The sequence below is a fragment of the Shewanella sp. HL-SH2 genome (assembly GCF_051164935.1).
In the GTDB taxonomy this organism is placed as follows: Bacteria; Pseudomonadota; Gammaproteobacteria; order Enterobacterales; family Shewanellaceae; genus Shewanella; species Shewanella glacialimarina.
This window is the reverse complement of sequence record NZ_CP195035.1, coordinates 1,940,850-1,954,966: the sequence shown is the minus strand read 5'-3', so window position 1 is coordinate 1,954,966 and position 14,117 is coordinate 1,940,850. Positions and strand designations below refer to the sequence as shown.

The 14,117-nt window shown below is 41.2% G+C and carries 14 protein-coding genes; all 14 read right to left on the bottom strand.

Annotation, left to right across the window (positions count from 1 at the left end; genetic code table 11):
- Nucleotides 1-34: 34 nt before the first annotated feature.
- The 14 genes from fliI to ACRWP9_RS08440 all read right to left on the bottom strand — a co-directional run bounded on the left by fliI (nucleotide 35) and on the right by ACRWP9_RS08440 (nucleotide 13,941).
- Entirely contained in the window at nucleotides 35-1,375 is a 1,341-nt protein-coding gene (fliI, locus tag ACRWP9_RS08505) for a flagellar protein export ATPase FliI (protein ID WP_434928737.1), read from the bottom strand.
- Nucleotides 1,344-2,510: a flagellar assembly protein FliH gene (gene fliH, locus ACRWP9_RS08500; RefSeq protein ID WP_434928736.1), complete on the bottom strand. Its 1,167-nt coding sequence runs from the start codon at nucleotides 2,508-2,510 to the stop codon at nucleotides 1,344-1,346. The genes fliI and fliH overlap by 32 nt, the downstream gene beginning before the upstream one ends.
- Before the next feature lie 103 nt (nucleotides 2,511-2,613).
- Nucleotides 2,614-3,666 (bottom strand): flagellar motor switch protein FliG, encoded by a 1,053-nt coding sequence (gene fliG, locus ACRWP9_RS08495; RefSeq protein ID WP_434928735.1) that lies wholly within the window; start codon nucleotides 3,664-3,666, stop codon nucleotides 2,614-2,616.
- A complete protein-coding gene (gene fliF, locus ACRWP9_RS08490; RefSeq protein ID WP_434928976.1) occupies nucleotides 3,659-5,338 on the bottom strand; it encodes a flagellar basal-body MS-ring/collar protein FliF in 1,680 nt (559 codons plus the stop codon). Before fliF ends, fliG begins: the two co-directional genes overlap by 8 nt.
- Nucleotides 5,339-5,402: 64 nt before the next feature.
- Nucleotides 5,403-5,756, bottom strand: coding sequence for a flagellar hook-basal body complex protein FliE (fliE, locus tag ACRWP9_RS08485; protein ID WP_226410458.1), 354 nt, complete (start codon nucleotides 5,754-5,756; stop codon nucleotides 5,403-5,405).
- 172 nt (nucleotides 5,757-5,928) lie between these two features.
- Nucleotides 5,929-7,275 (bottom strand): sigma-54-dependent transcriptional regulator, encoded by a 1,347-nt coding sequence (locus ACRWP9_RS08480; RefSeq protein ID WP_434928734.1) that lies wholly within the window; start codon nucleotides 7,273-7,275, stop codon nucleotides 5,929-5,931.
- Nucleotides 7,268-8,446: a sensor histidine kinase gene (locus ACRWP9_RS08475; protein ID WP_434928733.1), complete on the bottom strand. Its 1,179-nt coding sequence runs from the start codon at nucleotides 8,444-8,446 to the stop codon at nucleotides 7,268-7,270. Before ACRWP9_RS08475 ends, ACRWP9_RS08480 begins: the two co-directional genes overlap by 8 nt.
- Nucleotides 8,447-8,566: 120 nt before the next feature.
- Nucleotides 8,567-9,997 carry a sigma-54 dependent transcriptional regulator gene (locus ACRWP9_RS08470; RefSeq protein WP_434928732.1) on the bottom strand — a complete coding sequence of 477 codons (1,431 nt, stop codon included), beginning with the start codon at nucleotides 9,995-9,997 and terminating at the stop codon, nucleotides 8,567-8,569.
- A 207-nt stretch (nucleotides 9,998-10,204) separates the two neighbouring features.
- Complete coding sequence (locus ACRWP9_RS08465) at nucleotides 10,205-10,372, bottom strand: hypothetical protein (protein ID WP_434928731.1); 168 nt, start codon at nucleotides 10,370-10,372, stop codon at nucleotides 10,205-10,207.
- 17 nt (nucleotides 10,373-10,389) lie between these two features.
- Nucleotides 10,390-10,794 carry a flagellar export chaperone FliS gene (gene fliS, locus ACRWP9_RS08460; protein ID WP_226410463.1) on the bottom strand — a complete coding sequence of 135 codons (405 nt, stop codon included), beginning with the start codon at nucleotides 10,792-10,794 and terminating at the stop codon, nucleotides 10,390-10,392.
- Nucleotides 10,795-10,800: 6 nt separating this feature from the next.
- A complete protein-coding gene (locus tag ACRWP9_RS08455; RefSeq protein ID WP_434928730.1) occupies nucleotides 10,801-11,127 on the bottom strand; it encodes a flagella biosynthesis chaperone for FliD, FliT in 327 nt (108 codons plus the stop codon).
- A 13-nt stretch (nucleotides 11,128-11,140) separates the two neighbouring features.
- Entirely contained in the window at nucleotides 11,141-12,505 is a 1,365-nt protein-coding gene (fliD, locus tag ACRWP9_RS08450; RefSeq protein ID WP_434928729.1) for a flagellar filament capping protein FliD, read from the bottom strand.
- Between the two features lie 88 nt (nucleotides 12,506-12,593).
- Nucleotides 12,594-12,998, bottom strand: a complete 405-nt coding sequence (locus ACRWP9_RS08445) for a flagellar protein FlaG (protein ID WP_434928728.1) — start codon at nucleotides 12,996-12,998, stop codon at nucleotides 12,594-12,596.
- 121 nt (nucleotides 12,999-13,119) lie between these two features.
- Nucleotides 13,120-13,941: a flagellin gene (locus ACRWP9_RS08440; RefSeq protein ID WP_434928727.1), complete on the bottom strand. Its 822-nt coding sequence runs from the start codon at nucleotides 13,939-13,941 to the stop codon at nucleotides 13,120-13,122.
- Nucleotides 13,942-14,117: the final 176 nt, after the last annotated feature.

Below are 14,117 nucleotides of genomic sequence, written 5' to 3'. Positions count from 1 at the left end.
GATAAATCAACAGTAGAATAAATATTGCTTTGAATTAATTCTGACATTGACCCGCTATTTGCGTCATCATAATAGCGCTACTGTCAAAACTAATCGCTTCTTTATAACCCTGACGTAAAAAGGCATTCATTGCAGGTTGTAACCTAATCGCATTATCAATCCGTGGATCACTCCCTTGAGAATATGCCCCAATAGAAATCAAATCTCGATTCTGTTGATAAAGAGAGTACATTTGTTTAACGCGGCGCATTGCCTCTAAGTGTTCATCACTGATCACCATAGGCGCTACGCGACTAATGGATTGCTCTATATCAATTGCCGGATAATGGCCTGAATCAGCAAGCCGACGCGATAACACCACGTGGCCATCTAAAATAGCCCGCGATGCATCAGCAATAGGGTCTTGCAAATCATCCCCCTCGGTTAAGACAGTATAAAAAGCCGTGATAGACCCCTGACCTGGGCCACCATTACCCGCACGTTCAACTAATCTAGGCAACTTAGCAAACACGGAAGGTGGATAACCTTTTGTTGCGGGCGGCTCACCAATCGCTAAAGCCACCTCACGTTGAGCTTGAGCATAACGGGTTAAACTATCCATTAATAACAATACGTTATAGCCTAAGTCTCGAAAATATTCTGCTATACGAGTCGATGTTTCGCATGCCCTCAAGCGCATTAATGGAGAGGTATCGGCAGGTGCTGCTACAACAACTGAACGGGCACGTCCTTCATCACCTAATATCTCTTCTATAAACTCTTTAACTTCTCGGCCACGCTCGCCAACGAGCCCAACGACAATAACATCGGCATTTGAACCACGGGTCATCATGCCTAATAAAACACTCTTACCCACACCAGAACCAGCAAATAAGCCCATTCGCTGACCCTTACCCACTGTTAACATGGCATTAATAGCACGAACCCCAACATCTAAAGGCTCGGTAATTGCACGTCGAGATAAGGGATTGATATAAGGAGGATGACGAGAAGCCTGTTCACTTGTGGTTAATGGGCCCAGCCCATCAAGGGGCTGACCGCTGCCATCTAATACGCGCCCTAATAAACTTAAGCCTACTTTTAAGCCTTCTTGCTCACCTAAAGGCTGCACTTTTGCGCCAGGTAATACCCCCCGAAGCTCTTCAACAGGCATTAAATATAATAATTTATCATCAAATCCAACAACTTCAGCCGTCAGCTCACCAGCCATAGTTTCAATTGAACACAAACTGCCCACAGGTGCGCGACACCCAGTCGCTTCTAGCGTTAACCCTACAACACGCACTAACTGGCCGCTAGCAATAGGGCGTACAGGAGCAACCTTAAGATGATGGGTTTTAAGTTTATTCAGTAACTGATGTTGGCGGTCTTTCATCAACTTCACCTTGCTCAGTAATTTGCGTATCAGCGTGTTTAGATGAAGCTATGTCAATTGCTTCTGCTTCGAGAGATTGTGATTGTGAGTCTGATTGCTCTTTATCTATAGCCGCTTGTGCTGAACCAACTGCATCAGTTGGTGTTTCAGAAATTGACTCTGGCACATTGTCGATTAATGACGCTGTGGCGTCAGGCTCAGATACAGTCGAATGTTCATCGCTTGAATCATCATTGTGATTTTTATCATGATTGTTGTCGTGAGTAGAACTAACATCAACAGATGATAGGTCGGTATCAACTTGTGTTGTGGTATAAACGCTATCTTCATGTTTTGCCAGCTGAACTTGACGAGCTAACTGAGCTGATTGTTCATCAAGGCTGCCAAATACCTGTAAAATACGTTGTGATAAACGTAAGTCAACATTTGAACGTGTACTATCAATAAATACATCACCTACCGATAAACTTGGGTCACTTTCTAGATGCCAATCATTTTGGGTTAATTGTGATTCACCGTATAAAGATATCACTAAAGCAACATCATCAGGATGCAATCTTAATTTTACGCGTTGCTCTTTTATTGGCAGAGCATCTACGCCTTGACGAATAGTGGCTGCAATATGCTCTGGATGCATTTTCAGTTCTTGTTGTACAACGGCTTTGGCTAACGCCAATGTCATTGCTAACACTTCTGACTCAACTTCAGCATCCAAAATAGCTAAAGGCTGTTGAAACTGATTGATTAATGAGGATAATTGCTCTGCTAGTTGATTGGCTTTAACCATTCCAGCTTCATAACCCTGCTCTTGCCCCTGAGTAAAACCTTCTTCATGGCCTTGGGCTAATCCATCTAGTCGACCTTGTTCAAGCCCCTGTTTAAGCCCCTCTTGTTTGCCTTGCTCAAACCCTTCGTTTTCTGCATCTGCTCGAATCTCCTCAATTTGAGCCATAGTCGGCATAGACACGACTTTATCAACCACTGCAACAGAAGACTGATATACACCTTCTTTTTTACCGTATAGGTTTGAGGGTTTAGCTGAAATATCTTCGGTGACATCCGGCAGCTGCCAATGGCTGAACTCATGTTCATCCTCAACATTTAACACTTTCTTGGATATTTTTGAGTCAGTCATAGTTTAGCCAATGTTATATACATTCCTGCTGTGACATGTTGATTTTCGAAATAGATGTCACTTCGAAAGTTCAATTGCCATTCGTCATGGGCTGAAGTGCTCCTTACAAGAACTCTTCACCGCCGCCACCGCCAAGCATAATCTCACCACTATCAGATAAACGTCTGGCAATCGATAAAATTTCTTTTTGCGCCACTTCAACTTCACTGATACGAATTGGTCCCATAGCCTCAAGATCATCGCGTAGTAACTCTGCCGCACGCTTAGACATGTTACCTAATATTTTCTCTTTCAATGCATCATCAGCACCTTTGAGCGCTTTCATTAGTACATCTTGTTGTACGTCACGCAGTAATGCTTGAATACCACGGTCATCAACATCAATAAGATTTTCAAACACAAACATCATATCTTGAATTTGTTGTGCCATTTCTTCATCAGATTCACGCATGGTTTCCATAATCTGACTTTCGACACCCGTATCTAAGTAGTTCATGATATTGGCCGCAGCTTTTAAACCGCCCATTTTCGCTGCTTGCGCACCGCCTTGGCCAGCAAACTGTTTCTCCATAATATCGTTTAACTCTTGTAATGCTGCGGGCTGCACTTCTTCAAGGTTAGCAATACGCATCATTAAATCAAGGCGAGTATTTTCGGGGAACTGGCTAAAAATTTCAGCCGCTTGATCCGGTTCTAAATAAGATAAAACAATGGTTTGGATCTGCGGATGCTCATTTTGAATAATGGTCGCCACTTGGCGTGCATCCATCCATTTAAGCGAATCTAGGCCTTTAGCACCACTGCCCATGATAATTTGTTCAATCAAATTACCGGCTTTATCTTCACCTAACGCAGCTGTTAGTGCCTTACGCACGAATTCAGCACTGTTAAAACCAATTGAAGAGAACTTCTGAATTTCATCTAAAAAAAGCTTATGCACACCAATGACTTTTTCTTGACCAAAATCATCCATCGCCGCCATTGCCATACCCACTTTCTGGACCTGTTTAGGCTCAAGGTGCTTTAAAATTGACGCTGCATCGGCTTCGCTTAAACTTAGCAATAGAATCGCCGTTTTTTCAATTCCACTTAAAGAATCAGAATCAAAACCGACTTTCTCAGCTTTTTCTTTTTTATCTGTTTTATTATCAGCCATTGTCTTGTAACCAATTTTTAATTACTTGAGTGGATAATTCCGGCTCATTTGCAACCAGTGCCCTAATCGCCTTAATCATATCATCATCTTTATGTAAATTCGGAATAAGAATTGAACCATCATCAGCATAGCTGTATTCAGCATCTTTGGTATTTAGCATACCTAGCGTATCTGCAGCATATTGATCTTCAATTTCAGCAAGTTCATGCCCCAAACGAACATCATCCGGCATATTAACACCATCAGGGTTAACAAGGCGCTTAAGCATAGGGCGCACTACCGTAAGAATAAGAACTAAGACCACTAATGCACCTAGCACCAGTTTAATTGCACGCCAAAACCAAGGTTCTTCCCACATATCTGGCGCGGGGAGTTCTTCTAATAGCTGATCCATAAACGGCACAGTTACCACTTCAAGCGCATCACCACGTTGGCTACTAAAGCCTACTGCACCTTCCAGCAACCGACGAATGTTAGTTAACTCTTGTTCCGTACGCGCAACCCGGCTAACTTGGCCATCTTCACCCGCCTCTCCTGGTTTAAAGTCGATTGCCACAGACACACTCACCCGACGAACTTGCCCTACTTGCTGGCGGGTATGACTAATTGTCGTGTCATAATCAAAGTTACGGGTAGCTTCTCGATGAGTATCCGATGATTTTGATGATGCTGACCCACCGCCCCCAGCTTCAGTAGGAATATCAGACTCCATGGGAGGTTGATTGGTTAATGCACCAGGTATTCCGCCTACACTTCCACCAGATGATTTACTTTCAATAGTCATCTCACTGCTCAATGCAGGTAAATCAGGATCATAGCGTTTTGAGGTTTGCTCTATCGCAGTAAAATCCATACTGACATCAACCTGAGAGGTGTAGTTTTCAGGACCAAGGATAGGCATAAGAATTGAATCTATCTTTTTACGGTATTCTGCTTCTTTTTGTTGCACTAACTCAAGTTCACGACGGGCACGTGCTGATACTCCATCTTGACTGCCCGAATTTAATAAGCGTCCATTAGAATCTGTTACTGTCACGCGCGAAGGTTCAAGACCTTGTACCGCGGAGCCTACGATATCAACAATAGCGTCGACTTCTTCTTGGCCTAGGCCGCCTCGACGCACATTGACTACAACTGTAGCACTTGGCTTAGATGCGTTACGGGCAAAAACATTCTCTTTAGGCAGTGCAAGAATAACTTTGGCACGGCTAATACTTTTTAATTCTTCAATAGCACGGGCAAGATTTAACTCTTGGCTGTGCTTTAATCGCGCTTGCTCCATACGCTGACTCACCCCAAAGCCACTATCCTGGCTTAAGTAGTCATCATTTTTGGCACTACTCTCGACTCCAGCACGACTTAACAGCAGTTTAACGTCTTGGTATTGATCTTCAGGAACCTTAACAACATCAACACTGATTTGGTATTTAATATTATTTTTATCAAGTACATCCAGTACCTGGATCATTTCAGCTGTTTCCATTTTACCCAATGGACGATACTCAGGCTCCTGTGCCCACATCATAATAAAAACAGCTAGGGCTAAACACACTGCCAACGCCAAAATCATAGTGATTTGACGCATCATGTCTGCCCCGCCCACATTGCTCAACAAGCCAGACTTATTCTCTTGCTGAATACCGGCATCAACTGCCGCATCTGAACCTACCATTATGTCTGTGCTCACAATATGCCCCTACTTTTATACTGCTTTAATAACGTCTTTGTGATGCAAGTTATACCGGCATACTCATGATTTCTTTATAAGCTTCTACCAGTTTATTTCTGACTTGCACAGTCGCTTCAAATGCTACGCCTGATTTTTCGCGCGCAATGACGGTGTCAGATAAGGTCACAGTTGAATCCCCCATATCAAGACGAGTCGCTAAACTTGAAGATGATTTCTGTAAACCACTCACATGACCGACAGCTTGGGATAACAACTGGCCAAAGTCTGAACCTGAGGTGTTATTCACTTGCTGGATTAGGTTAGGGCTAATACCCGACCCCATATTCGAACGGCTGGAAGGTGCAATTTCACCACGAAGTGACTGCATTTCTTGAAGTAATGGATTGGCGTTGATCTGCATGCTGAAACTCCCATTCGTCGAATATTTGACGATATTTAACTGTCTTAGTAGGGATAAAGCAATTTGAATGCCAAGATTAACAGTAAAGCAAAAAGCTACGCGTTAATGCGTAGCTTTGGTAAAGAAAGCTATAAAACAAGTACGGAATGCTCGTCAGACAGACAAAAACCAGCTATGCGGGCAATTGAATTCCCGCATCACGCATTTTAGCCATTTTATAACGCAGCGTGCGTGCACTTATACCTAATTTTTCAGCGACAAGTTTTCGACTACCATGACATTGATTTAGGGTTTCAAGAATAATCACATGCTCTTGCGCTTGCAACTCACCGCCAAGACCTTCAACTTCAGCAGGCTTTTCGATACTGTCAATATCTGTGTGTAAAGCCACATCTGCCGAATCAATAATAATATCTTGCCCGCTTATTTCGCCACCATTACTTAAAATAAGCGCCCTTTGAATCACATTATCCAGCTCACGAACATTACCAGGCCAACGATGGGCTAATAACCGTCTGGTGGCTACCTCTCCTAAAGTAGGAACTGGTGTAATATTAAATGCTTTAGCATGTTTAACCAGCAAATGTCTGGCTAAAGGTAAAATATCGGCAGGACGCTGATAAAGTGCTGGCCAAGTTAATGGAAATACATTGATCCGATAATATAGATCTTCTCTAAATTCGCCTGAACTGATAATGGCTTTTAAATCACGATTTGATGTAGCTAGTACACGCACATCAAGTTTAATCGTTTTACGACCACCTAATCGTTCCACTTCGCGTTCTTGTAAAACACGCAACAGCTTTGCTTGCAACCCCAGCTCCATTTCAGAGATTTCATCGAGCAGCAAAGTGCCACCTTGGGCCTGCTCAAATTTTCCTGGACATGCTTGGTATGCGCCTGTAAACGCCCCCTTCTCATACCCAAATAGGGTCGCTTCCAGCATATTTTCAGGGATAGCAGCACAATTGATGGCAATAAAAGGCGCATCTTTACGACTGCTATGATGATGAATATAGCGCGCTAGCACTTCTTTACCAGAACCGCTGGGACCTAAAATCATCACTGAAGCATCTGATATCGCCACACGTTGGGCTAACCCTAACAACGCGAGACTTTTTTCATCGGCAACAATAGGTTGGTTAGTATTTTGTTTCTGCGGCAAATATCTTGATACCTGATTAAGCAAAACTTCAGGCGCAAAAGGTTTAGCTAGATAGTCTACAGCTCCCAACTTAATGGCACTAACCGCACTATCAATAGTGGCATAAGCTGTCATCAACAATAGCGGTAATTTGGGCTGAGCTTGCTGCAAATAGGTCAGCAGACCTAAGCCACCAATACCTTCCATTTGGACATCGCTGATGACTAAGTCAAAATGTTGTGCTTTTAACGCTATAATCGCATCTTCTGCACAGCTAACATCAACACATTCATAATGCGCCAACAATAATGTATCAAGTAATGCTTCACGTAAATCAGCATCATCTTCAACGAGTAATAGTTTTGCTTCAGACATGATTACCCTCCTGCGACTGACTGTTAAATACCGAATCTTTAGACATCGGAAAACTTAATCGCACCTGACAACCCATTTGCGATTTACATGATAATTGAATGTTACCACCATGGTTACGCACCACAGATTGCACAACAGCTAACCCTAACCCAGTGCCCTGTGCTTTAGTGGTAAAAAAAGGCTCGAGCACTTGTTGCTGCATTTGAGGGTCTAGTCCTTTACCATTATCAATCACATCAATAATGACACTACCTTCAGCTTCCGTGGCGCAAATTTTAATTTTGGTTGCACCGGCCTCGATACTATTCATCACTAAATTATTCACCGCAGAACTTAACGCATCCCGATTAGCATATAAACTGGCATCGGTTGAGCATTGCTGGAATATCTCACAGGATTTTTTGTTGGCAATCACTTCACAATTAGCCATAACAATATTGATAATATCAGATACTGCTACGTTATCCGCTTTCGCATCTTGACGTCCTTTGGCCATCAAAAGCATATCGTTTACTTGACGCTCTAACTCATTTAAACGATCAACCAGTTTTGATTGAAAGCGAGTTCTAGAAGGCTCTGCTAGTTTAGTGTTACCTAAATTTGAGGCGTAAAGTAGTGCGGCTGATAGTGGCGTACGAATTTGATGAGCTAAAGTTGCCACCATTTTGCCAAGCGCCGATAAACGCTGTAAATGGGATAAGTTTTTTTGTAGTAAACGCGTTTCAGTTAGATCAGTTAATACAATCAACTGACCGGGTTCTGGGGTTAATGGCGTAATAGCCAACTTAACTCGACGTCCATTTTTCAATGACACTTCGTGGCCATCATCATCTTGGGGTGAAAAAGCGCGATTAATAATATCAAACCAACGTAACCCCTGAAGCGGTCGGCCAAGCAGCTCAGCCGCCATAGGGTTAGCGAGTGTCACCACACCATCACCGTTAATAATAACGACACCAGACGGTAGTGCCTGAAGAATATGCGCCATTTGATTTGACATATTGGCAGCCTCTTTCACATGGGCAAACTGACTTCGGGTCAATTTACTGTCATGAAGGTATTCTGCTGAGGTGTCCACTCGCAAAGAAGCTACAGCAGATTGTTGCAGCGAATATTGAGTTTGCTGAAAATCTGTTGATTTTTGCTGGGTTACAGCGTGTGCAATTAGCATAGTGACTCCGTCAAAAGAACGACATTTAACGAGTTACTGCATTTAGTATGCCAAAACACAAAAAAGCACACCTTTGGAGGGTATGCTTTATCAGTTAATATACACAGTGTATAAAGGTTACTATTCTTTACCCATACCGTATTTTCGCATTTTTTCTACCAAGGTAGTGCGACGAATGCCCAACATTTCAGCGGCTCTAGCAACCACATTATCCTGTAATTCTAACGCCTGACGGATCATATCTATTTCAAGCTCTGCCAATAAATCTTTAAGGTTGACGCCTTCAGGCGGTAACTCTGTTGGAAAGCGTGTGTCAGGGAGTTCAATGGGCTCATCATCATTAAAAATAGACGCTAATGCATCACGCTCTAATTGCTCCTCACTTATCTCAACACAGTATTCTGGTACGTCAATATAGCGATATTTGTTGGGCAAATCGTTCACATCAACTAATCCACCAGGAAATAAAATAGTCAATCTCTCGACTAAATTAGATAATTCGCGAACGTTTCCAGACCAAGTATGTTCTTTTAATGACTCGATAGCACGCTGGGTAAACCTCACTTTACCTCGGCCTTCATTAAAGACTCGACTAACCAATTCTTGCAATAACAATGGCACATCGTCACGACGTTCAGACAATGCTGGCATTTCAATTGGAAAAACGTTCAGGCGATAATATAAATCCTCACGGAATTCATTCTCTGAAATCATCGTCTCTAAATCACGATGCGTTGCCGCGACGACACGCACATCCGTTTTAATTGTTTTGCTGCCGCCAACACGCTCAAAGACTCGCTCTTGCAGGACACGTAATAATTTGACTTGCATTTGCAGTGGCATGTCACCAATTTCATCAAGAAATAGCGTGCCACCTTCGGCTAACTCGAAACGACCTTTACGGGATGATATTGCCCCGGTAAACGAGCCTTTCTCATGGCCAAATAACTCACTTTCTAACAACTCTGGCGGTATCGCACCGCAGTTAACCGGTATAAACGGTCCATCACGACGTTCTGATATGTAATGAATATTACGGGCGACCACTTCTTTGCCTGTACCAGATTGCCCAAGCACTAGCACCGTGGCATCAGAACCTGCGACTTGGCTAATTAAGTGTCGCACATTGGCTATACCCTGACTGCGGCCAACAAGACTGCGAAATAATTTAGTTTGATTACCACTGGTAGGAGATTGCTCTTTTTTAGCTTGACCGAACACCTGACAAAAATGCAGTAATTCAGTTAATTGCGGATAATTAATCGGTTCTTCTATTACACCAAGAATACTGGACGCTTCAATAGCGGTATTGCCCAATAGTAATAGGGGCTGCCAGGGCGCTATTGCTGCAATATTTTTAACACTGTCGAGCCCTACCGCATCGGAGTCTATAACAATGGCGCGATATCTTGATTCTTCTATCAAAGGCAACAAAGCGTCAATGGCTAAAATGTCACATTGCTCACCTAAGAATTCAAAAATGCAGCACAGGCGAGTTACACGCTCGGAGAGGGTACCGACAATTAAAATTCGTTGTTCAATTTGCATCATTCAGAGGGCCAAAGCTTATTATAAGTATAAAAAATCCTGAGTCATTATTACGCGTTTAATAATAAAACCAAAGGACAAAATGGTCACAGTAAGTGACAAATGTTAAACAAAACATTAATTATAACCATAAAATGTCTATCCGAAGATGATTTTCTCGTTTAGAGGACTAATTGTTTCGCTTATGGGGTTAATTTTTCATTTACAGTACTAAATATGAATTAACCCCGAACCAGAAGCAAGTGCTTCAACGGCTAAATCATTATCTAAACTCATATTAGTGCACAATTGCTGATAATTCATGCAATACAATGTATTTTTTAAAAAAATATAAAAAAACGCCATTGAGATTTGCTCAATGGCGTTGAAATCTGTCACAGCATACCTGAATAAAACTAGCTTGCTTCAGAAGTTAGATGATGATCGCTTTGTGGAATGGCATCCCAACCTTCTTTCAGTGTCCTTAAAACACTGACAGCATCATCGATAGACTGAGTATCGTTTTTCAAATTCGCTTCGGTGACTTTTATTAAAATAAAGTCATATAATTGACTAAGATTGCCAGCAATTTCACCACCAGCTTCCATATTTAAACTATTATTTAAACCGTTAACGATACCAATAGCTTTGCCGATAAACAGACCTTTATTTTCCATATCACCATTTTCAATGGCATAGCGACTTTGAGCAAGTCTTTCCAAGCCACCGGCAAACATCATCTGAATAATACGATGTGGCGAAGCAACTGATATTTCACTGTCAATCGAAACCTTACGGTATGACTGTAAAGAACTTCTCATAATAACCTACCTATTTGCATCAATGTTTTGATAAACTTTAATTTGTCGTTGATGAGTGCTTTTTAAATTTAATAAGTTTTGTCGATGGGACATTATTTTCGAAGCCCTGTTCACAAAGTCATTAGTGACTAGTAGCTGTTCTGATAAATAAGCAGCAAATGTGTCATCGACAGCATCATTAATCATTGAGTCAATATATAATTGACGCTCTCCTATACACTCAAGCAATAATGATACCAACTTATCAGACTGTTCATCTTCAGCAGGAATATTATCAATTTGATTTAACGTATCTTCAATAGTGTCGTTAATCAGTTTAAGTTTAGAGTGCAATCAATCATTCCTTTTATGTTCGAATGACGCCAGGTAGCGAATTAAGCCTATCTGACAAACCAGAACTTTGTTGATTTAATTGTGCAACAATCAAATCCATGGCATTAAATTGTTTAAGCAGTCGAGCTTGTAATTGTTCCATTTTCAAGCTAAACGTAGCTCTTTGATCTGTTAACCGACTTGATTGCTCTGTATAGGAGTTCTTTCGACCATCAATCACACCGCCGGCTTTAGTATATGTCTGAACCAAATTATCAAATTTATGTGCTAAACCTGTATCTTCAGTAGAAAAAACCCCCTCAACTAACGACATATTGTTATTAATAGCGTCGGTTAAACGGGTATTATCAATACTGAGTTTACCTTTATTATCTGTCGATATTCCTAACTCGTATAAAGCAGATTCTATACCATCAACACTGACTCTTTCACTCACCGTCTTTCTAAGCTGGGACTCTAATGAACGGATCATAGAATCACCTTGTAAAGCTGATGCAGTCTTTGTTTCAGCATTATATGAAGACAACTTATCAATAGATGATATAAGAGTATTATAAGCACTAACAAACTCTTCAATATTCTTCTTTACTGAATCGGTATCTTGTTTAATCGAAAGTGTTGAGGTAGAGGCGATGTCTGCCTTAGTTAGGTCAAGTGTGACACCAGTAATAGCATTATCAATAGTATTACTTTGGGAGGTTAATTTTTGACCGTCGATGTAAATAATAGAATTGGCTGCGGTTTGAAGTTCTTCAAGGTTGGCGCCATTAAACATATCGCTTAACCCTGTGCCACTGGTATCTGTTGCAGACATGGTAATTTGATTATCGGTGCCAGAGTCATTGGCGGTAAAAACAAGGCGGCTACCAGCATCACTTTTAACCACGGTCGCAGTTATACCGGCATTATCTGAAGCATTATTAATTTTTGATGCTATAGCGGAAAGCGTATCCGCTGGATCGACAGTAACCGAGAAATTTGCACCATTTACAGATAAATCTAAACTTCCTTGACCAACAGCCTGACTTGGATCGGCTATATTGGCACCAGCAACTTTATGAGAAGCGGCAAGCTGCTCAACTTTGATAGAATACTTACCGGGTTGGGCATATTGATCAGCCTTGGCGGTAAAAAATGCACTGTCTCCAGTCGATACTGTACGCAAATTTAACAGTGCACCACTTTGTAGTTTTTTAGCTGCATCTTGAAAATTTGACAAGCCACTTTTCAACGTTCCTATGGCAGAAACTTTTGCATTAATTTGGGTTTCTTGTCGGGTAAAGAGCGCTTCTTTAGGGCCTTTTTCAGCACCTACTAGTACGCTGACAATATTTGAAATATCTAACCCAGAACCAATACCCGTCGCAGTTAATGCCATAACAGCCTCCGTTGAGCCGATTAATTACCTAAAATGCTTATTGCCAAAAAATACCTACACAATTTAGTATACAAATTTTTGGAAAAAATTAAACTTCAATTGGCATCAATACCCCTGATACCTCACTGAGTTTTTGTGCTAACTGTAATGCTTCTTCACTTGGGATCTGTCTGATAATATCACCAGACTCAATATCTTGTACTTTAATAACTTGCTTACCTGAATCAACATCAACAGAAAACTTTAACCCTTTTTGCATCATTGCGACCATATCAGTCAATTCTTTTGCAACAAGTTCTAAAGACTCATCTGATTTTTTGCTATCAGTTGATGTTTCTTCTTGCTGTTTTACTGCTTGAATAGATGACTCCCGATCGAGCTCTACCTGGCTAACATCAATTTTTTTAGCGCTCAAAGGTACACTATTTAAATCAGATTTTGTCGATTCTGCCCTGGCAATAAAACTCGCACTGCTATTTGTTTGAATTTCCATGTTTCACCTCAACTAATACACTTTTACCACTTAATTAGCCGCTTTAAATAGATATCTTTGAAACAACAAAGGGAGATCCGCCAGCGAATCTCCCTATTAATGCTTACCGTACTAACTTACATTATAGTAAAGATAATGCGATTTGCGGTAACTGGTTCGCCTGAGCTAACATTGCTGAACCCGTTTGTTGAAGTACTTGGTTCTTAGTCATAGTTGAGGTTTCTTTAGCGAAATCCACATCTACAATACGAGACTTAGCATCTGCAACGTTTGCTTGAGTGTTAGCACTGTTACTGATGTTATGGCTTAGACGGTTTTGAATCGCACCTAAGTCTGCACGTTGGGTGTCAATACTCTTAATTGCAGCATCAATCTTACCTAATGCAGATGCACGGCCCGCTGATGTAGTTACATTTATACTATTAACAGATAAAGAACCGGCATTGGTTGTTTTAACTTGAATCTTAACATCTTCACCTTCTTGATGACCTACCTGGAAAGTCTTACCACCAGCAGAGAAGGTACCTGTCATTAGTTTTGTATTACCGAACGCGGTAGTATTACCAATCGCGGTAATTTCTAATGCAAGTTGATCCATCTCTGCATCCAATGCTGTTAAATCCGCTGAACTGTTTGCACCGTTTTCAGACTGAATTGCCAAGTCACGCATACGTTGAAGCATGTTAGTCTGTTCTTGCATGGCGCCTTCTGCAATTTGTGCAATTGAAATTGCATCATTCGCATTACGCATACCAACATCAAGACCACGAACCTGTGAATTTAGACGGTTCGAAATTGCTAGACCTGCGGCATCATCTTTTGCGCTGTTAATACGCATACCACTAGACAAACGTTCCATAGAAGTCGCAAGTCCACTAGAAGATGAATTCAAATTTTTCTGTGCTTTTAATGATGTAACATTAGTGTTTACTGTGATAGCCATGATTGCTTCCTCATATTATTTCTGACTTGAGATACGCCTGTTTGCTTTAGCTCAAGTCAGACAGGTCTTGCTCGTTACAATATATGTAACGGCAATTACTTTTTTTCTTTAGATTTTTTTTGATTTATTTTTGTTCTTAATCAGTTTAAAAAATAAATTTCAGAAAAAACAATATT

Coding starts and splice junctions, on each gene's coding strand:
- ACRWP9_RS08445 (WP_434928728.1), bottom strand. CDS start 12,998: ATGGAAATTCAAACAAATAGCAGTGCGAGTTTTATTGCCAGGGCAGAA.
- ACRWP9_RS08440 (WP_434928727.1), bottom strand. CDS start 13,941: ATGGCTATCACAGTAAACACTAATGTTACATCATTAAAAGCACAGAAA.
- fliG (WP_434928735.1), bottom strand. CDS start 3,666: ATGGCTGATAATAAAACAGATAAAAAAGAAAAAGCTGAGAAAGTCGGT.
- fliE (WP_226410458.1), bottom strand. CDS start 5,756: ATGCAGATCAACGCCAATCCATTACTTCAAGAAATGCAGTCACTTCGT.
- fliD (WP_434928729.1), bottom strand. CDS start 12,505: ATGGCATTAACTGCGACGGGTATTGGTTCTGGGTTAGATATTTCAAAT.
- ACRWP9_RS08480 (WP_434928734.1), bottom strand. CDS start 7,275: ATGTCTGAAGCAAAACTATTACTCGTTGAAGATGATGCTGATTTACGT.
- ACRWP9_RS08475 (WP_434928733.1), bottom strand. CDS start 8,446: ATGCTAATTGCACACGCTGTAACCCAGCAAAAATCAACAGATTTTCAG.
- fliI (WP_434928737.1), bottom strand. CDS start 1,375: ATGAAAGACCGCCAACATCAGTTACTGAATAAACTTAAAACCCATCAT.
- ACRWP9_RS08470 (WP_434928732.1), bottom strand. CDS start 9,997: ATGATGCAAATTGAACAACGAATTTTAATTGTCGGTACCCTCTCCGAG.
- fliH (WP_434928736.1), bottom strand. CDS start 2,510: ATGACTGACTCAAAAATATCCAAGAAAGTGTTAAATGTTGAGGATGAA.
- fliS (WP_226410463.1), bottom strand. CDS start 10,794: ATGAGAAGTTCTTTACAGTCATACCGTAAGGTTTCGATTGACAGTGAA.
- fliF (WP_434928976.1), bottom strand. CDS start 5,338: ATGGTAGGTTCAGATGCGGCAGTTGATGCCGGTATTCAGCAAGAGAAT.